General features: G+C 69.2%; 11 protein-coding genes. 10 read left to right on the forward strand and 1 reads right to left on the reverse strand.

What is annotated here, in order from left to right; translation table 11 throughout:
• The first annotated feature begins 107 nt into the window (after window positions 1–107).
• From EER30_RS11335 to EER30_RS11370, 8 genes are read left to right on the forward strand one after another with little or no spacing between them, the layout of a single operon-like run.
• A complete protein-coding gene (locus EER30_RS11335) occupies window positions 108–1,610 on the forward strand; it encodes an argininosuccinate lyase (protein WP_240669954.1) in 1,503 nt (500 codons plus the stop codon).
• Window positions 1,611–1,645: 35 nt separating this feature from the next.
• Complete coding sequence (locus EER30_RS11340; RefSeq protein WP_127500350.1) at window positions 1,646–2,626, forward strand: GHMP family kinase ATP-binding protein; 981 nt, start codon at window positions 1,646–1,648, stop codon at window positions 2,624–2,626.
• A 2-nt stretch (window positions 2,627–2,628) separates the two neighbouring features.
• Window positions 2,629–4,917 carry a pyridoxal-phosphate dependent enzyme gene (locus EER30_RS11345; RefSeq protein ID WP_127500707.1) on the forward strand — a complete coding sequence of 763 codons (2,289 nt, stop codon included), beginning with the start codon at window positions 2,629–2,631 and terminating at the stop codon, window positions 4,915–4,917.
• Window positions 4,914–8,261, forward strand: coding sequence for an AMP-binding protein (locus tag EER30_RS11350; RefSeq protein WP_164842287.1), 3,348 nt, complete (start codon window positions 4,914–4,916; stop codon window positions 8,259–8,261). The genes EER30_RS11345 and EER30_RS11350 overlap by 4 nt, the downstream gene beginning before the upstream one ends.
• 29 nt (window positions 8,262–8,290) lie before the next feature.
• Window positions 8,291–15,052 carry a non-ribosomal peptide synthetase gene (locus tag EER30_RS11355; RefSeq protein ID WP_127500352.1) on the forward strand — a complete coding sequence of 2,254 codons (6,762 nt, stop codon included), beginning with the start codon at window positions 8,291–8,293 and terminating at the stop codon, window positions 15,050–15,052.
• A 27-nt stretch (window positions 15,053–15,079) separates the two neighbouring features.
• Window positions 15,080–19,204 (forward strand): non-ribosomal peptide synthetase, encoded by a 4,125-nt coding sequence (locus EER30_RS11360; RefSeq protein ID WP_127500353.1) that lies wholly within the window; start codon window positions 15,080–15,082, stop codon window positions 19,202–19,204.
• Window positions 19,201–20,472, forward strand: a complete 1,272-nt coding sequence (locus EER30_RS11365) for an MFS transporter (protein WP_127500354.1) — start codon at window positions 19,201–19,203, stop codon at window positions 20,470–20,472. Before EER30_RS11360 ends, EER30_RS11365 begins: the two co-directional genes overlap by 4 nt.
• Entirely contained in the window at window positions 20,459–22,810 is a 2,352-nt protein-coding gene (locus EER30_RS11370) for a penicillin acylase family protein (protein ID WP_127500355.1), read from the forward strand. The genes EER30_RS11365 and EER30_RS11370 overlap by 14 nt, the downstream gene beginning before the upstream one ends.
• Here EER30_RS11370 and EER30_RS11375 read toward each other — a convergent pair.
• Window positions 22,786–23,562: a sulfite exporter TauE/SafE family protein gene (locus EER30_RS11375; protein WP_127500356.1), complete on the reverse strand. Its 777-nt coding sequence runs from the start codon at window positions 23,560–23,562 to the stop codon at window positions 22,786–22,788. The two genes, EER30_RS11370 and EER30_RS11375, sit on opposite strands and share 25 nt — an antisense overlap.
• Before the next feature lie 122 nt (window positions 23,563–23,684).
• Between EER30_RS11375 and EER30_RS11380 the strand changes: the two genes are divergently transcribed.
• Both EER30_RS11380 and EER30_RS11385 read left to right on the forward strand, forming a co-directional pair.
• On the forward strand, window positions 23,685–24,173 hold the full coding sequence (locus EER30_RS11380) for a MarR family transcriptional regulator (RefSeq protein ID WP_127500357.1): 489 nt from the start codon (window positions 23,685–23,687) through the stop codon (window positions 24,171–24,173).
• Window positions 24,170–24,583 carry a hypothetical protein gene (locus tag EER30_RS11385; protein WP_127500358.1) on the forward strand — a complete coding sequence of 138 codons (414 nt, stop codon included), beginning with the start codon at window positions 24,170–24,172 and terminating at the stop codon, window positions 24,581–24,583. The genes EER30_RS11380 and EER30_RS11385 overlap by 4 nt, the downstream gene beginning before the upstream one ends.
• The last annotated feature ends 172 nt before the right edge of the window (window positions 24,584–24,755 follow it).

Below are 24,755 nucleotides of genomic sequence, written 5' to 3' on the forward strand. Positions count from 1 at the left end.
TCATCGACGGTCGCCGTCAGCGTGCCCGACCCGGTCGCACGCGCTTTCCGGCTGCCCTCCTCCACGAATGAACGGCCTTCGGCAAGGCCTTCACGAAGGTGAGCGAGATGCCCGAACACGATCTGATGACGCTCGATCCGCTCAGCGGGCGCGTCACCTCGGCACCCAGCGTTCTTCTGCACGACGAAGTCCTCGCCCCTCAGTTCCGGTACGAGGCCGAGAACTTGCTGCCCTGGTACGTCACCATCGAAAAGGTCCTCGCCTTGGAGTACGGGCGCATGGGGCTGGTGCCCGAGACACAGGTCGAACAGATCGGACGCCTGCTGTCGGACGTCACCGCTGACAGCATTCAGGCGGACCCGGCCGGAAATATGTCGGACATCGCCTTCGCGCTGGAACGTTTCCTCGACGGGCAACTCGACAGCGCCGTCCCCGCCTGGCATCTCGACCGCAGCCGCAACGATCTTCAATCATGTGCGCAACTGCTCTTCGGCCGGCAGCAACTGATGCACACCGCGGAGCACCTCCTGCGATTCGCCCGGACGGTCCACCGCGTCGCCGCCGATCACCTCGACACCCCGATGCCCGGCTACACCCACCAGCAGACCGCCCAGATCATCACGCCCGGCTTCTACCTCACCGCCGTCGCCGATCAAGCCATTCACACACTGTCACGGCTGCTCAACACCTATGACGGCATCGACCTCTGCCCGCTCGGCGCCGGCGCCATGGCCGGACAGGAACTGCCCTGGGACCGCAGCCGTATGGCCGGCCTGCTCGGCTTCCGCGCCGCCGGCAACCACGCGCTCGCCGCTGTGGCCTCCCGCGGCTGGTCGCTGGAGATCACCGCCGAGCTGTCCATCCTCGGAGTCGCCCTGAGCCGCTTCGCCACCGACCTGATGAACTGGGGAAGCAGCGAATACGGATTCATCGACCTGCCCGACGACCTGTCCGGCATCTCGTCGGCGATGCCGCAGAAGAAGAACTACCCCGTCCTGGAACGGATTCGCGGCAGAACGGCACACCTCAGCGCCTTCCACCTCGACCTCGTCCTCGGGCAACGAAACACGCCGTACTCGAACTCCGTCGAGGTCTCCAAGGAGGCCGGCACCCACCTGCTGCCGGCCTTCACCGCCACCCGCAGCGTGCTGCTCCTGCTCGCCACGGTCCTGGACAACCTGCACTTCAACCGGGATCGGATGCTGGAGGTCTGCGAACGCGACTACCTCGGCGGCTTCACCCTCGCGAACCTGCTGACCCTCGACGAGAACGTGCCGTGGCGTAAAGCTCAGGTCATCGCGGGGCAGTACATCGTGGCCGCCATCGGACGGGGACTGCCGCCCCGGGCAACCGCGCCCGACCTGCTGCACGACACCGCCCTGAAGCACGGCTTCACCCTCGCCCGACCCGGACGGGCCCTGACCCTCGCCTTCGACGTGCGCGAAAGCCTGCGCCGCAAGCGGTCAGCGGGGTCAACGCACCCGGACGCGGTCCGCGACCTGCTGGCCGAACACGCCGTCCGCCTCGAGCAACAGCACGCCCAGTGGGAGCAACGCCGGGAACGCGTCCACAACGCACTCGCCGACATCGATCGCCAGCTCGGTCTCTGACCGCTGCGGAGGAACGGCACCAAACGGGGGGACAGATGAACGGATCACGTGAACCGCACCGGCCGACGCGTAACGACCCGGCAGTCGGAGTCGGCGAGGCCCACGGAACCTTCGGCGAACTGCTCCAGGGAGTGCTCCCGCACAACGATCTCGATTTTCTCGTCACCTTCCCGATCACCCACACCTCCGTCGCCCATTTCCACCTCGTCGCCGCCCGCCACGACGTCGTGGTCCAACCCGCGCACAAGACCAAATCTCAGCTGCTCGCCCACCGCATCCTGCGAACCCACGGCCACCGGGGCGGGGGATCACTGACCATCACCACCAGCCTGCCCGAAGGCAAAGGGCTCGCCAGTTCCTCAGCCGACCTGGTCGCCACCGCCCGCGCCGTCGGCGACGCGGTGGGCGTACGCCTCAGCGAGAAGGACATCGAGTCTCTCCTGCGCGGCATCGAACCGACCGACGGCGTGATGTATCCCGGAATCGTCGCCTTCTACCACCGTGAAGTGCGGCTGCTGGAACCGTTGGGGTACCTGCCGCCGCTGACCATCGTCGGCCACGACGCCGGCGGAACAGTGGACACCGTCGCTTTCAACCGGACGAAGAAGCCACGCAGCGACGGCGACAAACGCGAGTATCAGCAACTGCTCGACGCGCTCACGGGCGCCGTACGCATCGGTGACCTCCGTGCCGTAGGCGAGATCTCTACCCGAAGCGCCGAGATGAACTCCACCCTGAAACCTCGCCGCCATTTCGGTGATCTGCTGCGCCTGTGCCACGACGTCGACGGACTCGGGCTGGTACTGGCCCATAGCGGCACCAACCTCGGCATCCTGCTCCCGGGCGGCGTGGACGAGCACGTTGACGACATTGCCTACATCCGCAAGTCGTGTGCCGCGTTCCCCGGCACTGTGTCCGTCTACCGCTCGCTGGGCCCGCAGAGTCATCGATCCGAGGGTAGCGAACGACCGGCAACACCCTTCACCACTCCTGTCGGAAACCATCCAGGGACGTGAGCATGCTCTTCAACAGCGTGGTCGACACCATCGGACACACCCCGCTGGTCCGTCTGCGTATCGACGGCCCGCCGGACGTCGGCGTCTACGCGAAGCTCGAACTGCAGAACCTGTTCGGCATGAAGGACCGCGTCGCCCGCACCATGATCCTCGAAGCGAAACGCACCGGCGCCCTCCGTGACGGCGCACCCATCATCGAGAGCTCGTCGGGCACCATGGCGCTCGGCATCGCTCTGGTCGGCATCGCCCTCGGACACGACGTGCACATCGTCACCGACCCCCGCATCGACGCGGTCACCCTGGCCAAGCTGCGCGCACTGGGTTGCCACGTCCACGTCGTCGAGGCGATGAGCGGGCAGGGTTGGCAGAGCGCCCGCCTCGAACTGCTCGACCGGCTGATCTCCGACCTGCCGGGTGCTTTCTGGCCGCAGCAGTACAGCAACCCGGACAATCCTGGCGCCTACCGGCTGCTCGCCGAGGAGATCGTCGACGACCTGGGGCAGATCGACGTGCTGGTCGGATCGGTCGGCAGCGGCGGATCGCTGTGCGGCACGGCCCGTACCCTGCGGGAGAAACTGCCGGACCTGACTGTGGTCGGTGTCGACGCCGTCGGAAGCGTGCTCTTCGGGCAGCCGGACCTTCCCGGCCGGCTGCAGAGCGGCCTCGGCAACAGCCTGCTGCCAAAGAACCTCGACCGGCGCCTCATCGACGAAGTGCACTGGCTCAACGATGCCGAGGCGTTCGAGTCGACCCGCGCCCTCGCCCGGCAGCAGCAGATCTTCGCGGGGAACACGTCAGGCTCGGTGTACCGAGTGCTGTGCGACCTCGCCGCCCGTGCCGAGCCCGGCACGCGGATCGTCGGCATCTTCCCCGACCGTGGTGACCGATACGCCGGCACCATCTACGACGACCCGTACTGGGAGCAGAAGGGCCTGCACGACCTCGCCACCGCCGCTGAACCCCGGACAGTGGAACCTCGCCGCGTCGTGCACCGATGGTCGCGCACCGCACGGCAGGGCGACGGCACCGACGGACTCGCTCAGCACCTGCTGTTCGTGGAGTCCAACACCACCGGGACCGGTATGTTCGCCCTCGAAACCGCGCGACGGCTGGGATTCGACCCTGTCCTGTTGACCAGCCGTCCGAGCCGGTACGTCGGCCTGACAGCGACGCGGTGCGAGGTGCTGACCTGCGACACGAACTCGCTGACCGACCTGCGGCGCACCGTCCAGGACCGCTTCCGCCGCGAAGAGATCGCCGGCGTGACCACCACCAGCGACTTCTACGTAGGCCTGGCCGCTGAGCTCGCCGCCTGGCTCGGACTGCCGGGCAACCCGGTCGAGGCAGTGGCCGTCTGCCGCGACAAAACGGCGCTCCGGCGCAGGCTCAACGCGACCAAGGTGTGTCAGCCGAGCTTCGTCGCCGTCACCGAAGTCGAGTCGGTGGCTGCGGCCGTCGCCGTGGTCGGGCTTCCCTGCGTCGTCAAACCGGCGGACGAGTCCGGCTCGACCAACGTGCTGCTGTGCGCTACCCAGGAGCAGGCCGAAGCGCAGGTGAGCAGGATCCTCGCTGTCCGGACCAACGCCCGCGGACTGCCGTCGGCCGGCTTCGCGCTGGTCGAGCAGTACCTGCGCGGACCGGAGTTCAGCGTCGAGATGTTCAGCTGGAAAGGGCAGACGCACTGCATCGGCATCACGGAGAAGAGCGTCACCGGCGCCCCGTTCTTTGTCGAGCACCGCCATGTCTTCCCCGCCGCCCTGTCGGCGGACGTCCGGGCCGAACTCGAGAACACGGTCCGCCGGGCGGTGGAGGACCTCGGAATCACACTCGGCCCCACCCACACCGAAGTACGGCTCACCGAGGACGGGCCGGCCATCATCGAGATCAATCCCCGGCTGGCCGGTGGCATGATCCCCGAACTGATCCGGCTGGCGACCGGAACGGACATCCTCGAGCAGCAGCTGCGGGCGGCCGTGGGCCAACCACCAGGACCGGTCGCCGAACCGATCCACCACGCCGGAATCCAGTTCTTGCTGGCCGAGCACGACGGTGAACTCACCGGGGTCGACGGGGTCGAACAAGCGCAGGCCGTCGCCGGTGTCGACTGCGTCGTCGTCACAGCCGGGCCCGGAAGGAAGATACGCCCGGCCCGTGACGCCTACGACCGGCTCGGCTACGTCATCGCGCACGGCGAGACACCCACCCAGGTCACCCGGGCGTGCGCCGACGCGATCGGCCACCTGGACCTGCGGACCCGCGAATCCGCCCAGCCGGAAGTGGTAGCACAGTGAGCGAGCTTCAGGTCCGCCCATCCGCCGCGTTCGCCTCCATCCCCGCCGCCCTGTCACATTGGGCCGACCAACAGCCGGACACCGTCGCGTACACCTTCGTGAACGGCGACCTGACCGTCCGACGCCGGGTCACCTATCGAGAACTGGAACGGGCTACGCGCGCGATCGCCGCCCACCTGCGACATGCCACCCGTCCCGGCGACCGGGTCCTGTTGCTTCTGCCTCCCGGCTCCGACTACCTGGCCGCCTTCCTGGGCTGCCTCTACGCCGGCGTCATCGCTGTCCCTCTCTACGCACCGCGGCCCGGCGCCAGACTGGACCGTGTCGTGGCGGTCGTACACAGCTGCAGGCCCGCACTGGCGCTCACCACCGACGAACTCGCCACGACCGTGGGCGAGGCGTTACGAACGGCCGGCGGTCCGCCGGTCCACACCGTCGCGGCCGCCCGCACGGGCGGCCACCCGCTTGCCGGCCGTGCCGGACCCGACCCCGCAGACGTCGCCTTCCTGCAATACACCTCCGGCTCGACCGGCCGGCCCAAGGGTGTCATGGTCAGCCATCACAACCTCGTGGCGAACGAGACAGCGATCATCGAGGGCTTCGGTATCAGCTCGAGCGACGTCATCCTGAGCTGGCTGCCCATGTACCACGACATGGGACTCATCGGCACCGGGCTGCTTCCCCTCTTCTACGGCATACCCGCCGTACTGCTCGACACGTTCTCCTTCATCCACGACCCGATGATCTGGCCGACGGCGATCGGACGCTTCGGCGCCACCTGCTCCGGCGGACCCAATTTCGCTTACCAACTTCTTGCCGACCGCTACGACCCGGCGCGGCTGACCGGGGTGGACCTCAGCTCCTGGCGGGTCGCGTTCAACGGCGCGGAACCGGTCGACGGGCGCACGCTGCGCGCTTTCGCCGCCCGCTATGCCGCTCACGGCTTCGACCAGGACGCCCTTTACCCGTGCTACGGCCTGGCCGAGGCAACCTTGTTCGTCTGCGGATCCCGACCCGGCGCCGGTTACCGGTCGACCAGATTCCATCGCGGCGCTGTCGAGACCGGACAGCTCCAGCCCGTCGGCGAGGGCGCGAGCGCTGTCGAGGTCATCTCCTCCGGCAGCCCCACCGCCGGCACCACTGTCATCGTGCGTGGCGAGGACGGCCGGAGCCTGCCTGACGGGCATGTCGGCGAGATCTGCGTACAAGGTCCGGGCGTGGCCGGCGGCTACTGGGGTGAACCCGCGATCAGCGAGCGGACCTTCCACGCCCGTATCGCCGGACAGCCAGGAACGTTCCTGCGCACCGGGGACCTCGGCGCCGTTCACGACGGCCACGTGTACCCAGTGGGACGCAGCAAAGACCTGATCATCATCGGTGGTCGCAACTTCCACCCGCACGACGTCGAAAGTGTCGCATCACACCTGTCGCCACAGCTTCGGCCCGGCGGTGCGGCCGCGTTCCAACCGGACCCGGGAGAACGCGACGTCGTCCTGTTGCTGGAGGTCACCCGTGAGGCCGTCGCCGCCCTGCGCTCCGACGCGGACGCAGCCCGCCGGCTTGCCGAATCGGTGCGCCGGGAGGTCGGCACGCGATGCGACCTCCAGCTCAGCGACGTCGTGTTCGTCTTCCCAGGCGCGCTGCCCAAAACCTCGAGCGGCAAGATCCGTCGAGCCGAATGCCGCCGGCGCCACCTCGACGGAACCCTGCGAACGATGCGGCGCCACCGGCCGGAAGCCGCCGCCGACGTCCCGACGCCCACGGCGCGGCAGCAAAGCCAAGCATCCTTGGCCGGCGCGGTCGGGCGGCTTGCCGGAGCCCACCTCGGATACGAGCTGAGCGGCCAAGATCTGCAACAGTCCCTGGCCGCGCTCGGCATGGACTCGCTCAAACTGGTGGCACTCAAGAACAGCGTGGAGCAACTGCTCGGTCGGCCGGTCGAAACACGCCTGTTCTTCGGGGACCGCTCCCTGGCCGAGATCGCCGAGCACCTCGCCGTCTCGGACTCACCGACCGAGCCGGCCCGGACGGTTTCCGGTACACGGCCGGGGACGTTCCCCGCTTCCGACGGCCAGGTTCAACTCGCCTTCCACGACGAGCTCCACCCCGACGACACCGCCAACATCCTGCCGATCGCCGTACGCGTCGCCCGGCGACTCGAGCCCGACCGCTTGCGTACGGCGGTCACCGCGGCTGTCGCCCGGCATCCCGCCCTGCGCACCGTTCTGGGCCCGCTGGGCACCGGCACCCAGGTCGTGCACCACAGCCGCCCGCCCGACCTGCAGTTTCAGGAGACTGACGTCGAGGACCTGGCGCGGGCCCGGCTTTTCCTCGAAGACGTCGCCTTCCGTCGATTCGCGCTCACCACCGGCCCGCTGGTCCGCGTCGCCGCCGTCGTCACGCCCACCAGCACCCTGCTGCTGCTGACCTGCCACCACGTGATCGTCGACTACTGGTCGTTGCGGATCGTCATGGCCGAGATCCTGGCCGATGTGCTGGAAGCTGAACAGGAACCCGGCGATGACCGCCCGAACCGTGCCACCGCCATCGACTGGGCGGACGCTCAGGCCCGAACCGCGCACCCCGCGTCGGCGAAGCAGGAGCTTGCCGTCCTGGCCCAGCGCTGGCGCCACCTGCGCAACCAACAGCTCTTTCCCTCGGTGCCGGCCCGGCGGCGGCGCAACCCGGCCGGGATCGTCGACTTCGAGATCGACGCCGCAACCACGAGGGACCTGTACGACCACTCCCGCTCCCGCGCGTACACCCCCTTCGCCGGACTCGCCGCCGCCTACCTGCGCGCCCTGCACCGGGTTACGGGACACCAGCAGGTCGTCATCGGTACGCCCCATCACGGTCGAAACGACCGGCGCTACGCCGACACAGTCGGCTACCTCGTCAACATGCTGCCCCTGGTCGGCGACTTCCGCGACGGTGACGCCCTCGACGATCTCGCACGGCGTACCTGGCGTGAACTTCACGCCGGCCTGGAGACGGCGCATATTCCGCTGTCTCGTCTCATCAGAGAGCTGGCACCGGACCGGCACGGGCAGCATCCGCTGTTCCAGGCGACGCTGACCTTCCAGCAGTCGGCCGACGGCCGGCTCGACGACGGATTCGCCCTACCGTCCAGCGGCTGCCGCCAGACCTTCGCCGGCGTCGAACTGCAGGCTGTCGATCTGCCACCCCGCGACGTCGCGTTCGCGATCAGCCTGTACGGCGCCCGTCACCGTGACCGCCTGGTGTTCCGCTGCCAGTACCAGCGAGAACTGGTCGGCCGGCGCGTCGCGGAGCGGGTGTGCGATCACTTCCGGTCCGGCCTTCGAGATCTGACCGCCCAACCCTGACCCCGAGACGGACCATCTGGAGGTTTGCGATGACCCAGCACCAGACCCAGAACCCGGCCCTGACGTCCGTCGGCGATCTGGCGGAGGCGTTCACCGCCGCGGTCGCGGCCTACCCGGAGCGCGTGGCGATCGTCGACGCCGACCACTGTTGGACGTATCGCCAACTGGACGAGAACGCCGCGCGACTGGCAGCGGCGCTGCCGGAGCTCGCCTCGGCCCCGGACCGGCCGGTCGGGATTCTGCTCGAACGGTCGGCCTGGATGGTGGCCGCAGCCCTCGCGGTGGTGCGTACGGGTTCGTCCTACGTCCCGCTCGATCCGCAGACGCCGCCCGCCCGCCTCCGCATGATCGCCGAGGACGCACAACCGGCGGCGATGATCACCTCCCGGTCGCTGGCCGGGCAGGTCCCCGACGGTGTCGCCGCCGTCTGCGTCGACGGCCCCCTGCCGGCCGCAACCGTCGACAAGCCGTCCGCGGCCATCACCCGGGACACCCGTGCGTACATCATCTTCACCTCCGGAACCACGGGCCGGCCGAAGGGTGTGCAGGTCTCCCACGGCAACGTGCTGAGCCTTTTCACCGCCGCCGAGCAGGTGTACGACTTCGGCCCGGAGGACGTGTGGTCCCTGACCCATTCCTTCGCCTTCGACGTCTCCGTCTGGGAGATGTGGGGCGCCCTGCTGCACGGGGGTCGTCTCGTCGTCGTCCCAGCCGAGACCGCGAAGGACCCGACGGCGTTACGCCGGCTGCTGTCCGAGGAACGGGTCACGGTGCTGAGCCAGACGCCGACGGCCTTTCAGCACCTGTGGATGGAGGACACTCGCTTCGGCGACCGGTTGCCGCTGCGCTGGATCGTGTTCGCCGGTGAGCCGCTGTACTTCTCGGATCTGCGGGTGTGGATGGGTAAGTACGGCGACGACGGGCCACGCCTGGTGAACATGTACGGGATCACGGAGACGACCGTGCACTCGTCGTTCCGCCGGGTGCGCGAGGAGGACTTGCGAGCGAGCGTGTCGTTGATCGGCCGGCCCCTGCCGGGCACCGAGTTCGTGCTGGTCGACGACGACCTGTCGGAGGTCGCGGACGGACAGATCGGCGAGATCGTGGTGATCGGTCCCGGCGTGAGCCTCGGCTACCTCAACCACCCCGAACTGACCAGCGACCGCTTCGTACCGCTGCGCGGCGCCCGCGGCTACCGCTCCGGTGACCTGGCCCGCCGCACCGCCGCCGGGGAGTACGAATACCACGGCCGCAAGGACGACCAGGTCAAGATTCGTGGCTTCCGCATCGAGCTCGGCGAGATCCGCTCCGCCCTGGCCGACGTCACCGGCGTTCGCCAAGCCGCGGTGATCGCTACCAGGCCGGCCTCGTCGGCCAACCCGGTGGTGAAGAAACGCACCGTGTCTGACGAGATAACCGGCATCCGGGACCTGATCCGGGGCGGCGACCGTCCCCGCGCCGCCACCGCCGACAGCACACCGCGCATCGTCGCCTACGTCGTCGCCGACCACGACCTCGACCCGGACCAGCTCTTCGCCCACCTGGGCCAGCGACTGCCGCACTACATGATTCCCACGTTCGTCATCCCGGTCGACGCCCTCCCGGTCACTGTCAACGGCAAGATCGACCGAACCCGGCTGCCGGCCCCCACACTCCTGGGCAGCCTCAAGCCGACCATCACCTCGGATCCCCACCCCGACGGTGAGCCGCAAGCCGGTCCGGAAGACGCCATCCGCGCCCTCGTCACCCTCTACGAGGAGGTCCTCGAGGTGACAGGAGTGACCGAGAACGACTCGTTCTTCAGCGTGGGCGGCGACTCCATCCTGGCCCTCGAGCTGCGGGCGAACGCCGAACAGCGAGGCATGTCCCTCGAGCTGGCCGACATCTACGCCCTGCAGACACCGAAGGCTCTGGCCGCCGTGGCAGGACAGACAACCACTGCGACGCAGCCGGTCGCACCGTTGAGCCAGCTGACGCCCGAGGACCATGACAGGCTCGCGGCCACGACGGACATCGAGGACGCCTACCCCGTCGGCACCCTGCAAGCTGGTCTGCTGTTCCACAGCGCTTACCTGGCCGACGTCAACATGTACTGCGACGTTTTCTCCTTCCGGATCAGGGACGCCTATGACCACCCCGCCATGCAGCGGGCCATCGCCCGGATCGTGGACCGTCACGACATCCTTCGTACCTCGTTCCACCTCACCGGTTTCAGCGAGCCGCTCCAACTGGTTCACCGCAGCGCCACCGTCCATCCGGCCCGCACCGATCTGAGTCACCTGCCGGCCCTGGACCAGGAAGCGGAGCTGGCGGCATGGCACGCTCGCGAGGAGAACGTCCCCTACGACTGGGCCAGCCCACCGCTGTCCCGATTCCACATACACGTCCTGGGCGAGCAGGAATTCGTGTTCTCGATGAGCTTCCACGACGTCCTGCTCGACGGGTGGAGCGAAGCGTCGCTGATGACCGAGCTCCTCAGCGACTACTGGGCCATCAAGAACGGCCGGGAACCGCACCTCGCAGCCCGCCCGGCGCGCCGCTACGCCGACTTCATCGCGCTGGAGCAGCAGGCGCTGCGCGACCCCGAGGCCCGCGCGTTCTGGGTGGCCGAGCTCGACGGGGTCGAGCCGACGCTGCTTCCCCGGCTGGTCGACGACGCCTCCGACGTCCACGAGGGCACCATGGGTTTCCTCAGCGTGGACATCGACCCGGAACTGTCCGATGCTCTGGACCAGGTGGCCCGTACCTGCGGCGTCACCGCCCGCCACGTCCTGATCGCCGCTCATGCCCGGGTTGTGGCCATCCTCAGCGGACAGGACGACGTCGTGCTGTCGGTGATGTCCAACGGCCGTCCGGAGGACGCGGGCGGCGCCGATGTGTTCGGCCTGCACCTCAACATGGTCCCGTACCGGATACGCACCGGCGACGCCCGTTGGAGCGACCTGATTCGCGCCACCTTGGACAAGGAGACGTCGCTGCTGCCGATGCGGCGATATCCCCTCGCCGAGATCCAGCGACAGATCGGCATCCGGGAGCTGACCGACATCAGCTTCAACTACACCCACTTCCACAGCTACCACCGGCTCGCGGCGAACACCGGCCTGCAGGTGCTGGACGGCAAGGCGTACATGCACACCAATTACACGCTGCGCGCCGAATTCAATCGGGACCCGTTCAGCGGCCTGCTCGCGCTGGACCTCGAAGGGAACATGAAGCGGGTCTCCGAGCGACAGCTGCGCGACGTGGCACAGCTGTATCGCAGCACGCTGGAGAGCATCGCCGGTGGTGTTGATCGGACACCGACCCGCAGGGAGCTGCTGGGCGACGAGCAGTGGCGCGCGTTGCTGGCCGGATTCGGTGACCCGACACCGCAGCCGCTGTCGGCTGCGGGCTGGTTCCAGGTGTTCGAGCAGGCCGCCGCTGCGCATCCCGACAGCATCGCCGCCATCTGCGGCCCGCAGGCGTGTTCCTACCGGGAGCTGGCCGAGCGCGTCGGCGGACTGGCCGCCCGGCTGGTCGAGCGGGGCGCTACTTCCGGCGCGGTGATCGGACTGGGAGCTGACCGCGACCTCGATTTCCTCACCGCCGCCATGGCGATCATGCGCACCGGCGCGATCTACCTGCCCCTGCCCAACGGCCCGGTCCCGCGGGTGGCCAGCATGCTCCGCACCAGCAGACCCACCCTGGTGCTGGCCGGTGCCACCTTCGCCGGCACGCTGACCGCCGCCGCCGAGGCGACCGGCGAGAACCTGGCGGTGCCGGTGCTGGACCTGGGGAAGGTCCTTGTCGAGGCCGCGGGTCGGAAGCCGTACGCCGGTCCTGTGCCAGCCGGTCGCGACAGCGCCTACGTGACCTTCACGTCCGGGTCCACCGGCGAGCCGAAAGGCGCGCTGATCCGGCACGACGGCATGCTCAACCACATCGAGGCCAAGGTCGCCGCCCTGGACATCGCGGCCGGAGACCTGGTGTCGCAGGACGCCGCCGCGACTTTCGACATCTCGGTGTGGCAGATGCTGGCACCTCTCGGCGTCGGCGCGACCACGGTGATCTACCCCGACGAGGTGAGCCAGGACCCGCCCCGGCTGCTGCGCGCCCTCGTCGCCGACGGCGTGACGATCCTGGAGGTCTCACCGTCGGTCCTCAGCGTGATCAACGCGGAACTGACCTATTACGGCGTGGACGCCTTCCCCGGTCTGGCTCTGCGCTGGGTCGTCTGCGCGGGCGAGGCCCTGGCCCCCAAGACCGTCAACGCGTTCCGGCGTCTGCTGCGGAACGTGCGGTTCCTCAACATGTGGGGGGCCACGGAGATCTCCGACGACGTCACGCACTACGAGGTCGTCGAAGATGTCGACGAGCGGATCACCTCGGTGCAGCTCGGCCGGCCGATCCGCAACGGCGCCGTCTACGTCCTCGACAACCGTCGCGAGCCGGTTCCGGTCGGCACCCCGGGTGAGCTGTACGTGGGAGGCATCGTGGTCGGCGCCGGCTACCTCAACGACCCCGACCGCACCGCCGCGGCGTTCGTTCCCGACCCGTTCGCCGGCGACCCGGAAATCGTCACCTACCGCACCGGTGACCGGGCCCGCCAACTCGCGGACGGCGGCTACGAGTTCCTCGGCCGCATCGACAGCCAACTGAAGATCCGCGGCCAGCGCGTCGAACTCGGCGAGATCGAAGCCGCCCTGGCCGCTCTCGACGACCTGCAGGAGAGCGCGGTCATCGCCCGCACCTTCAGCGAGGCTCGCGGCAAGCAGTTGGTCGCCTTCTACGTGCCGAGGGTGGCTTCGAACGGCGCCGGCCAGCCGGTCACAGCGGCCCCGGCCGAGCCGGTGCGGCGCATCGAGGTCACCGCGGCCGTCGTTCGCGACCGGCTGGCCGCGGTATTGCCCCGCTACGCCGTCCCCGACTTCCTGATCCGCCTCGACGAGCTGCCGCGCAACACCAACGGCAAGGTCGACACCAAGGTCCTCGCCGCCTGGGACGTCGGCAGCTTGGTCACCGCACCCACGGAGACCGACGGCGAAGCGGCCACCGCCACCGAGACGGCGGTGATCGACATTTGGACGTCCGTTCTGCGACTGGAACACCGCCCCGGCCCGGCCACCGACTTCTTCGACCTCGGCGGGCACTCGTTGCACGCCACCCAGGTCATGGCGCGCTTGCGGGACCGCTACGGCGTCGACCTCGCCGTACGGAACCTGTTTGAGAACCCGACCCCCCGGGCGCTGGCCGCCCTGGTCGACGATGCGACCGCCCACGACCGGCCCGCGTCCCTCACCGCCGTGACCATCGCCCGCCGGCCCGAGGGAACGACGGAGCTACCGCTGGCCGGCAACCAGGCCAGCCTGTGGTTCCTCAACCAGGTCGACCCCGACGATCGCTCCTACGAAGGCGTCAGTCTGCTGCACCTGCGAGGCCACGTCGACGTGGAGGCCCTGCGATATGCGGTCGGCACGCTCGTGGACCGCCACGAGATCCTCTCGATGCGCTTCCTCGTCCGCGACGGCGTCCCCTACCAGGTGCCGTCGGCCGAGGCCCGGGTCCACCTCGAGGTCGAGCAGGTGGCAGCCGACCTCGCTGATGCCGACGCCCGCAGGGCGTACGCCATGCACCGTGCCACCGACCACCGATTCGACCTGGAGCGCGGGCCGCTGGCGGTCATCCGGCTCCACTCCTTCTCGACCACCGAACACATCTTGGCGTGGAGCACCCATCACGTCGTCTCCGACGGCTGGTCGATCGACGTCGCCGTCCGCGAGATCACCGAGGCCTACCTCGCCCACCGGCAAGGTCGCCCGCCGCGGCTGCCCGAGCTGACCGTCCAGTACGGCGACTACGCTCTTTGGCAGAACGGCCACGCTACGTCCGCCGCCGAACAGGAACGAGCGTTCTGGCGTTCCTACCTGAACGGCTACCCCGGAGAGCTCGCTCTCGTCACCGACCACGAGCGCACCGAGGACCGGGCCCGGACCCCGGGACACGCCACCCGCACGTGGGACGAGCAGACCACCCGCCGCCTCGCCGCTTTCACCCAGGCCCGCCGCACCACCCTGTTCATGGTCGTCCAGGCCGCCACCGCGGCCGTCGTGTCCCGGTTCGCCCAGCAGACCGACGTGGTTCTCGGCACCGGTGTCGCCGGCCGTGCGGTGCCCGGCACCGAACACCTGCTGGGTTTCTTCGCCAACACCCTGCCCTGCCGCTACCGACTGGACCCGGGCCACACCGGCGACGAGCTGCTCGCCTCGGTCACGGCCAGCGCGCTGACCGCCCTGGAGCACCAGCTGACCCCGTTCCACGAGATCGTCCGGACCCTCGACGTGGTCCGCACCCCGGGCGTACCGCCGCTGGTGCAGGTCCTCGTCACCGTGGACAACTATCCGATGCAGCTGCGGGAGCTGCCGGGCCTGACCGCCACGCTGGAGCAACTGCCCCCGCAGACCAGCATGTTCGATCTGCTCCTGCGGTTCCTCGAAGGCGACCGCCTGCGCCTCGAGGTCCAGTACGACTCCACCCTGTTCACCGCGGCCACCGTGCGGCGACTCATCGACGCGGTAGCCCAGGTCCTCGACGTCTTCCTGCACGAGCCGGACCGGGTCGTGGCAACGATCCCACTGACCACGGCGGACGAGTGCGAGCAGCTCGAGCGGATCTGGACCGGCCTCACCGGCGACAGCCTCGACGTCGGCGACCAGCAGCAGCTCGGGGCGGCGGCCGATTCCCCGCACTGGCCGGCGTTCGTCGACCAGGTGGAAGCGCGGGGACTGCTCCCGGCGCTGTTGTTCCTTCTCTGACCCGGTGACGCGAGCGAAGGAGAACCGATGACCGAGAACCGGGCGCAGCTACTGCGCCGACGTGTTGCCCAGCGCCGCGCCGCCCCCGCCGCCCCCGCTGCCGCCGCCGCCCCGCGTCGGGCAGAACACCTGGTGGAGGCCTTCGCCGCAGTGGCCGCCCAGCATCCTGACCGCACAGCCGTTCAGGACGGGCTCCGGAGCTGGACCTACCGCCAGTTGGACGAGACCGCTGATCGGCTGGCCGCGGCTCTGCGCGCGGTGACAGCCGATCCGGGCCGCCCGGTCGGGATCCTGCTGGAGCGCTCGGCGTGGATGGTGGCGGCGGCTCTGGCTGTGGTGCGTACCGGCTCGTCGTATGTGCCGCTGGATCCGGACTCGCCACCGGCGCGGCTGGAGATGATCGTCGAGGACGCCGAACCCGCCGCCCTGATCACGTCCCGGTCGCTGACCGGCATCGCCCCCGGCGGGGTGCCCGCCGTGGTCGTCGGCGAGCCACTGCCGGAGGCGACCGGCACGGCGGATCAGACCATGATCGACCGGGACACCCGGGCCTACATCATCTTCACCTCCGGCACCACTGGCCGCCCCAAGGGAGTACAGGTCTCGCACGGCAACCTGCTGAGCCTGCTCGCCGCCGGCGAGGGGGAATTCCACTTCGGTCCCGACGACGTATGGACGCTGTTCCACTCGTTCTCCTTCGACTTCTCCGTCTGGGAGATGTGGGGCGCTCTGCTGCACGGCGGCCGGCTGGTCGTCGTACCGGCGCCGACCGCGCAGGACCCTGCGACGCTGCGGCGGCTGTTGCGCGACGAACGAGTCACCGTCCTTTGCCAGACTCCCTCGGCCTTCACCCCACTGATCACCGAGGACACCCGCTTCGCGGACCGGCTGCCGCTGCGGTGGGTGATCTTCGGAGGGGAAACGCTGCACTTCTCCGACCTGGCTGCCTGGTTCGCCAAGTACGGCGACGAGTCGCCTCGTCTGCTCAACGGCTACGGCATCACCGAGACCACGATCCTGTCCTCCTTCCACCGGGTGACCGAGGATCAACTGTCCCTGCGGGAATCACTGATCGGCTGGCCCATTTCCGGTACCGGGTTCGTTCTGCTGGACGACGCTCGGACGCCCGTACCGGCCGGCGAGATCGGTGAGCTCGTGGTGACCGGGCCGGGTGTCAGCCTCGGCTACCTCAACCGCCCCGAGCTCAACGAGGAACGGTTCATCGACCTGCCAGGCGGTCAGGGCCGCGGCTATCTCTCCGGTGATCTGGCCCGGCTCACCTCTGCCGGCGCGTTCGCTTTCCACGGCCGCAAGGACGACCAGGTGAAGATCCGCGGCTACCGGATCGAGCTCGGCGAGATCGAGCAGGCTTTACGGGCCGTTGCACAGGTCACCGAAGCCGCGGTCGTCGTCCGTGACCTCCCGGGACGAGGCGACAGCTTGATCGCCTACGTCGTCGGCGCGGGCGGAGCGACACTGTCGGTCGAGTCACTGCACGAGGCGCTCGCGGTGACACTGCCCGGCTACATGATTCCGCGGCTGTTCATTCCGCTCGAACGGCTGCCGCTCACCGCGAACGGCAAGTCCGACCGCAAGGCACTGCCCGATCCCGGCACGGCTGCGGCCCTGACGCTGCCCGCCGGCCCCGAGCGCGATCCGGCCGACGCGGTCGAAGGCCGGATTCTGCAGATCATCACCGAACTGCTGCACCTCGACCGAGCCGATCCGGAAGCCGGCTTCTTCGATCTGGGTGGCCACTCCTTGCTGGCCACCCGCCTGCTGGCCGCCGTGCGATCCGCCTTCGACGTGGATGTGCCGCTGCGCGAATTCCTGCGTGAGCCCACCGCACGCGCGCTGGCCGCCGCCGTCCGGGACCGCCAGGCCGAGCCCTCGCGCCACCGCAGCGGGGGTGTCAGCCTCGAGAAAGCACCCAGGGACGTTTACCAGCCGGCCACCGACGCCCAGCGACGGCTGTACTTCCTGTCCGAGCTGCAACCGGACAGCGCGGCCTACCACCTGCACAGCACCCTGCTGCTCGAGGGAGGCCTGAATGTGCAAGCGCTGCAACGGGCCTTCTCCGTCGTGGTCGAGCGGCACGCCCCGCTGCGCACCGTGCTGCGGGTGGAGAACGGCGATCTTGTCCAAGTCATCCAACCCCCGGCACCCCTGCTGCTCCAGGCCGAACAGTTGCCCCGGATGCCGGGGGAGGACTGGCGGGAGAGCATCGACCGATGGGCTCACCGCGAGTCGGTCCGGCCATTCGACCTGGGCAAAGATCCCATGCTGCGGGTACGCCTGGCCGAAGTCGCCCCGGGCCTGCACGTCCTGTTCGTCACCGCGCATCACATCGCCGCCGACGGCTGGTCCATCGCCCTGCTCAGCCGTGAACTGAAGGCCCTGTACGGCCACTTCCGCAGCAACCCGGACGCACCGATGCCGCTCGCACCGCTGCCCTACACCTACGCCGACTACGCATACAGCATGCACAGGTGGCTCGAGAGCCCGGCGGCGGAAACAGACCTCGTGTACTGGGAGCAACGCCTGGCTTCGCTGCCCGACGTACACAGGCTGCCCCTCGACCACCCAAGACCGGCGCGGACCAACGCCGCGGACACCGTCACGACCACGTTGACGGGCCCGGTCACCGAGACGATCAGGCACACCTGCCGCGACGAGAACGTCACCCTGTTCACCTTCCTGCAGGCCGCGTTCTCGTTGCTGCTGGCCCGCCGCTCGGGCACCGACGACATCGTCATCGGCTGCGCCGTTGCCGGCCGGCCGGTGTCGGAGCTCGACGACGTGATCGGCATGTTCGTCAACACCCTGGTCCTGCGAACCCGTCTGGAAGGCGCCACCACCTTCCGGGCCCTGCTGGCCCGGGTGCACGAACAGACCACCCGTGACCTGGAACACCAGCACGTCCCGCTGGCCTCGCTGCTCAGACGGCTCAACCCGCCGCACCATCCGGATCACGCACCGCTGTTCCAGATGATGCTGGTCCTGCAGAACAACGAGCCGCCGGTCCTCGACTTCGACGGGCTGGACGTCACCTCCGTACGCAGCCCTGAGCTCGGCGCCCAGGCTGAGCTGATGCTCGACGCCGTCGAGGACGACGGCGAGCTGACGCTGCGCTGGCGCTACCACACAGGCCTGTTCCGGCGGGGCACGATCGCCGATCTGGCCGACGAGTTCGGTTCGATGCTGACCCGTTTCAGCAGCTCGGCCGAAGCTCGGACGCAGCCGTTGAATAACTTTGGGCCGTCCACGCCGCCGGCCCGCACGGGTGCGCCCGGTCGCGATCATGCACTGGTACGGCTCCGGCGGAATGGCGCGGACCGGCCGCCGGTCTTCGCCTTGCCCGGCGTGCTCGGCATGGGGGAGTCCTTCGCTCAGCTCTCCGCCCACTTCCAGGACCGCAGCTTCTCCGCCGTGTCCACCGCCGACCTCGTACGGTCGCTCGCGGGCCGCCCGGACGCCGCCGACCTCGCCGCGTCGTGTGCGCGAGTCATCGCCGGCGCGTCGGGCGGTCCCGTTCACCTGGTCGGCCATTCCTACGGCGGCTGCCTGGCCCTGTACGTCGCCGAGCAACTGCGCGATCGCGGCGTGCCGGTCGCCGGCCTGGCTCTGCTCGACGCTCTCGACCCGGCTGCCATGACGAAGGCACTGTCAGGAGGTCACGATGACCAGTTCCTCGCGTTCCTGGCCACCCTCGGCGGTCTGTTCCCCGACCTCGCCCGGCACCAGGACACCGATCTGAGGCAACTGCTGCGGACCGAATCGACCACATCGATCCTGGAGCGGGTGGAGAACATCATCGGACCGCACGCGGCGGGATTCTTCGACGGCGGACTGACGGCGACCTTCCAGACCTACCGGCAGATGTGCGATCTCCGCTGGCCTGCGTCGCGGCCGGCCGACTACCCCACCCTCCTGGTCCGGGCGACCGGCACGGCTGGGCGGCCCGGCGCAGCAGACCCATCGGGCTGGGCACGGCATCTGCCCGGCACGCTACAGGTCGAACACATCGACGCCAGCCACGAGGGCATGTTGCGCAACCCGCACGCCCGACGCCTGGCCGAGCTGCTCCGCCGGTTCCTCGGCGAGCACGATGACGCTTGCGAGGCGCCGCGACGGGACAGCGCAGCGCGATGACGCCTACCACCGCAACCGCGCCGTTCCCCGTCCTCGCCCGGGTCCTGATCGCCGGGGCCGGAATCATGAGTCTGGCCAACTCGGTCACCATCCCTTTCCTGGCCGTGTTCCTGCGCAAGGACCTCGGCCTGGAACCGGGAATGATCGGCTTCATCATCGGCTCGTCGGTGTTCTTCTCGATCTTCGCCGGGTTCGTCGGTGGCTCCCTGTCCGACCTGCTCGGGCGCGCGCGGCTGCTGGTGGTCTCGCTGCTCGGCGTGATGGGTTCCTTCCTCGGTCTCTACTTCAGCGACGGTGTCCTGGCCGTCTTCGTCTTCAACGCGACGCTGGCCTTGAGCAGCAGCTCCTTCGCGCCGGTCGGCAAGGCGCTGCTCAGCGACCTGCTCCCGCGGGAGCGCCGGGCGAAGACGTTCTCGTACCAGTACATGGCTACCAACATGGGCTACGCCGTGGGCCCGGTCGTCGGGGCGGCGGTCGGGTTGGCCGGCGGCCGGGCGGCGTTCCTGGCCGGCGCGGTCGGCTACGGCCTCTACCTGGTCGGTCTGGTCGCCGTTCTCCGGTTGGCTCCGAAAGCCGCCGCCGGAAGGCTGGGCGGCGGTGAAGCCGGGAAGCAGCACTTCGGCAGCGTGCTGCGAGGGCTGGCGGACAGTGCCCGGATCGTCGCGATCGACCGGCGCCTGCTGTTTCTGATTCTCGCCGGTTTGCTGCTGGAGGCCGTGCACGGCCGGATCTCCTCACTGCTCGCGCAGTACCTGTCGGTCGGCTTCGCCGACGGTGTCACCATCCTGGGCTACGTGCTGGCCACCAACGCGGTCACCGTGGTGGTACTGCAGGTGTTCGTCTCCCGCTTCATGGTGAAACGTAACCCCGTCACGTCGATCACCGTCGGGGGCTTGCTGACTGTCGCCGGCATGGTCGGATTCGCGCTGGCGGGCAACGTCTGGCACTTCATCGTCGCGATGGTGGTGTTCTCGCTGGGCGAGATCCTCATCTATCCGGCCGAGTTCGCGATCATCGACCGCATCGCACCGGAGGAGAGCCGCGGCGCCTACTTCGGGGCGCAGACCTTCGCCCAGATCGGGGTGTTCATCGGTCCGTTCACCGGTGGTCTGCTGCTCGGCGCCTACGGCGGCACGACGATGTTCCTCGGCGTCGGCGTGTTCGCCCTGGCCAGCGTGTTCATCTATCTCCTCGTCGGCCGCCGGGTCCCCGGGTTGGCCGGTGACGCGTCCATCGTGAAGAAGGAACAGTCTGATGAACTGGCGTGAGAAAGGCTTGCGGCTGCTGGCGGTGCCCAGCGTCCGTGCTCAGCGGACCAGTGGCCGCCTGTGCCTCCCCGGACTGGTCGAAGGTGCCGACATCGGGCGAGACGAGCGTGGAATTGCTTTCGTCTCGGCAGCTGTCGAGCACGACCTGTACTTCGCTGTCGGGTATGCGCAGGCGGTCGACAGGCTCTGGCAGATGGACGTGTTGCGACGCCGGGCCCGTGGACGGCTGGCTGAGATCTTCGGCGCTGCCCTGATCGACGAGGACGTCAAAGCTCGCCAAGTCGGTCTTGGGCGGCTCGCTCGTCTCTCTGAACCGCTGCTCTCCGACGAGCATGGGGCGAACCTGAGGGCCTTCAGTGACGGTGTCAACGCGGCTGTCCGGCGGATGCGGCGTCGTGGGGGTCTACCGGTCGAATTCTTGTTGCTGCGCTACCGTCCCGAACCCTGGACCCCTCAGGACTCGATCGTCGTCATCAAATACCTGGGGTTCGACCTCGGCCGCAATCTTGCGCACGAGGCGTTCCGCGCGCGGGTGGCTCAGGAAAGCCCCGAGCATGCCGCGGCTTTCAGCACGCCGCGATATCCCGCTGAAGGAGCGGTCACCGTCCGCACTCACCTGTCCGCCGGGCCGATCGAACCCGGCGCGGCCGAGCCGTCGACGGCTGACCTGCCAGCCGCGTCCCGGGCCTGGTTCAGCACGCTGCTGAGCGGCGAAAATCCGACCGGCTCCAACGCCTGGGTCGTCTGTGGAGCCCGCACGGCGACAGGCCATCCGCTGCTTGCCAACGACCCGCACATCGTCGTGACTCAACCCAGCATGTGGTATCAGATGGGCCTACGGCTCGACGGACCGCAGGACAGTGCGGCGGCCTACGGTGTCACTGTGCCCGGTCTGCCCGGCCTGGTCGCCGGAGCCAACCACAACCTGGCATGGGGTGTCACCAACGCCACCGTCGACACTCAGGATCTCTGCGCCCTTCCCACCTCAGTCGTTCCGGAGTGGACCGAGCAAAGCGTCATTACCGTACGGGGCGGTGAATCCGTCCCGGTCCGGGCGGCCGGTGGCGATCGCCACGTCGAGCTGACCCTGCCCGGCTCGAACCCAGGCACGCGGCACGGGCTGTTCTGGAGCGGCTTGCAGCCATCGGCGGAGATCGCGGCCTGCCAGCAGATGTGGCGGGCCGGTGACTACGGTGAACTCCGCGATGCGTTGCGGTCGTTCGGAGTGCCGGTTCTCAATGTTCTGGTCGCCGGCCGCGACGGCACCATCGCCTTGAAAACGGCCGGCAACATCCCGATGAGAGAAGCGGGCAGCGGAACCGTCCCGGCCGAATATCACCGGGTGGCGCGTTCGTGGCAGCACTTTCTGACCTTCGACGAGCTGCCTGAGGCGGTCGACCCCGCGGAGGGTTACATCGTGTCCGCCAACCACCGGTTGCTGCCCGACGGGGCCCCGGTTGACCTCGGGATGGACTGGTTGCCGCCGTATCGGGCGGAGCGGATCGAGGAGCTGATCACCCAGGAGCGGGCGGTCACCGCCGAAGCGAGTGCGCGGTGGCAGTCCGACGTCCTGGACGGACGGGCGCGCCGGGTGCTGCCCATCCTGCTGGCCGCGATCGACCAGGCGCCGCCTGAGTCCTCGCCGGCGGATGTGTGCCGGCGGATGCTCGTCGACTGGGACGGACACGACCACGGGCATCTGGCGGCGCCGCTGGTGTTCTTCCGGCTCATGCAGGCGCTCGCGCGGCACTGGATCGGCAGCCGGCTCGGGGAGGACCTGGCCGCGGCCATGCCGGACGTGGCATTGCAAGTTGATCACCTGCTGGTCGATCCCGCCGCCCGGGTAGCTCTCGGCGACACCGAAGCTCTTCCACTCGTCGTGGGGCGCGCTCTGGCCGAGACCGCGCGACAGATCGCCGCTGATCTGGGTGACGACCCGGCGCGGTGGCGTTATGACCAGGTGCACCGGATCCGCGACCAGCACCCGATCGCCAAGGCGGTTCCCGGACTCGCCCCGTTGTTCGGTACGCCGTCGACCCCGGTCGGCGGCAGCTCCCACTCGGTCTGCCTGACCTCCGCGGGGCCGAGTGGCGAAGTGGTCGACGCGGCGCCGTGGCGGTTCGTCGCCGACATGTCCCCGTCCGGGCCTGAGCTGTGGGACGTGCTCCGGCACGGGGCGTCGGGCAACCCGGTGTCCCCGCATTACGACGACCAGACCTTGGCCCATACCGAGGGCCGGCACTATCGGGTGGACCTGCACGAGTGGCCGGACAGCCCGTACACCCTGCGCTTGCGGGGCCGATCAAGGCCTGATCAGGCCACCGCCTGGAACAGGTAGAGCACGGCGAGGGCGGTCGCGAGGACGCCGAGCAGCTGTCGCAGCCGGGTCTCCGGCAATCGGGGCTGCAACCGGGCCCCGAGGTAGCCGCCGATCAGCCCGCCCGTGCCGCAGAGCAGGCCCATCACCCACAGCGGAGAGACGTCGCCCGGGGTGACCATAGCGAGCAAGACGTACGTTCCGGCGCCGGCGATGGAGGTGATGAAGGTGCACGCGAGCGCGGCCGGGGCGAGCTGTTTCATCGCCATGCCCCGGCCGGCCAGCAGAGGGCCGATGAGCGATCCGCCACCGATGCCGTAAATCCCGCCGACGGTGCCGACGGCGAGGCTGAGCGCGAGAATGCTGCGTCGTGACGGTGGGGGACGCTCCCGGCCGGGGCCGCGGTGGGCTCGCAGGCACAGCCACAACCCGAGCGGCAGCAGGACGGCCACCACCACCAGCCGGAACACGCGCGGGCCGGGAACGGCGAAGACGCGCAGCGCCGCCCCGAGCGCGACGCCCGGCAGGGTTCCGGCCAGCAGCAGGCGGGTGAGCGGTCCGAACAGGCCGAACCGGCGGTAACGCATCAGGGCTCCGGGGCCCGACACGATGTTGAACAACAGATTCGTCGGTGTGACGGCCGGGCTGGGCACGTGCAGGACGCTGAGTTGCACGGGCAGCAGGAACACGGCGCCGGACACCCCGACGGGCGAGGTGATGAGCGAGATGAGCAGTCCGGCGGCGAAGCCGAGCAGCCCGGTCTGCCACGTCATGCCGTGTCGACTGGTGTGCTTCGCGAGGGCATGGCAGCACACCGTACCGGTGGATTGTTGCGTCCCATGCGGACCGTCGTTGATGGTTGTACGGTCGAACTAGATAGTTGTACGGTGGAACCATGATGGACGTGGAGGTGCTGGCGTTGCAGAACCGGATCAGCGCTTTCGTGCGCGCGTTCGGCCTGCATCAGCCCGACCGAACGCCCTGCGGTGAAGTGGTGCCGGTGTCCGAGGTGCACGCGATGGCCGAGTTGGCCAACGACGGCGCGCTGACGCAGACCGAGCTCATGAGCCGGCTACGGCTGGAGAAGAGCACGGTCAGCCGCCTGGTCGGACAGTTGATCGGCCGCGGCTGGGTGCGGCGGGGCAAACGTCCGGGCGACGCCCGTCTGGTCTGGCTCGAGCTGACCGACGGGGGCAGGGCTGCCGCCCAGCAGCTCGCCGCGGCGCGGGCGGCTCGCTTCGCGGCGCTGCTGGACAACATCCCCGTCGAGCAGCGCCCCGCCGTGATCGATGCCCTGGCATTGCTGGTGCAGGCCGCGGCCGGCCCCTTGGAAGTGCCGGCCGGGCTTGATCGGCGTGCCTATCCCGCCGAGGCGCTTCCGTGACGTCCGGTGCCCCGCCTGCGGTCCCGAAGGCGCCGGCCGGGGGTCAGGGCCGGGCGGGTGCCCGCCCGGCTGCGGCTGTGCTCGGCGTGGTTCTCGGGCTGCTGCCCCACCTCGTCCACCACATCGGCTGGTTCGCCGGCGCCGCTCTGATCGCCGGGGCCGGCGGTACGGTCCTGTTCGCGGTGGTGGGCCTGGTGTTCATGGCGCCGATGCTGCTGCGTCTGCACCGCCGGTTCAGCTGGAAAGGGTCGGCCGTCGCGTTGGCCGCGTACGCGGTGATGTTCACCCTGTCGACCACGGTGATCGGGCCCGCCTTGCGGTCCACGATGGAAGATCCTGCTCCGCGGACGCCGACGGTCATCGACCACACGCCACCCCCGGGCGGCGGGCACGGGCACCGCCCGGGATAGCGGCCGAGCGCCCCGCGAGTTCTCGCCGGTCTGCCGCGTCTCGCGCGCGGCCGGCGTGAAAGACCGCGGGGAGCTTCACCTGTCTGAAGGCTTTGCGATGCGACTCTCGGCCCTCCTGATGCATACCCCAAGGGGGTATGGGTATAGTTGGTGAAGTGAGGCGGCTCCGGGC

This window comes from Actinoplanes solisilvae (assembly GCF_003999975.1).
Lineage (GTDB): Bacteria > Actinomycetota > Actinomycetes > Mycobacteriales > Micromonosporaceae > Actinoplanes > Actinoplanes solisilvae.

What these genes read in the sequence shown, in the direction of transcription:
- EER30_RS11335 (WP_240669954.1), top strand. Translation starts at nt 108, where the DNA reads ATGCCCGAACACGATCTGATGACGCTCGATCCGCTCAGCGGGCGCGTC.
- EER30_RS11340 (WP_127500350.1), top strand. Translation starts at nt 1,646, where the DNA reads ATGAACGGATCACGTGAACCGCACCGGCCGACGCGTAACGACCCGGCA.
- EER30_RS11345 (WP_127500707.1), top strand. Translation starts at nt 2,629, where the DNA reads ATGCTCTTCAACAGCGTGGTCGACACCATCGGACACACCCCGCTGGTC.
- EER30_RS11355 (WP_127500352.1), top strand. Translation starts at nt 8,291, where the DNA reads ATGACCCAGCACCAGACCCAGAACCCGGCCCTGACGTCCGTCGGCGAT.
- EER30_RS11360 (WP_127500353.1), top strand. Translation starts at nt 15,080, where the DNA reads ATGACCGAGAACCGGGCGCAGCTACTGCGCCGACGTGTTGCCCAGCGC.
- EER30_RS11365 (WP_127500354.1), top strand. Translation starts at nt 19,201, where the DNA reads ATGACGCCTACCACCGCAACCGCGCCGTTCCCCGTCCTCGCCCGGGTC.
- EER30_RS11370 (WP_127500355.1), top strand. Translation starts at nt 20,459, where the DNA reads ATGAACTGGCGTGAGAAAGGCTTGCGGCTGCTGGCGGTGCCCAGCGTC.
- EER30_RS11375 (WP_127500356.1), bottom strand. Translation starts at nt 23,562, where the DNA reads ATGACGTGGCAGACCGGGCTGCTCGGCTTCGCCGCCGGACTGCTCATC.
- EER30_RS11380 (WP_127500357.1), top strand. Translation starts at nt 23,685, where the DNA reads ATGATGGACGTGGAGGTGCTGGCGTTGCAGAACCGGATCAGCGCTTTC.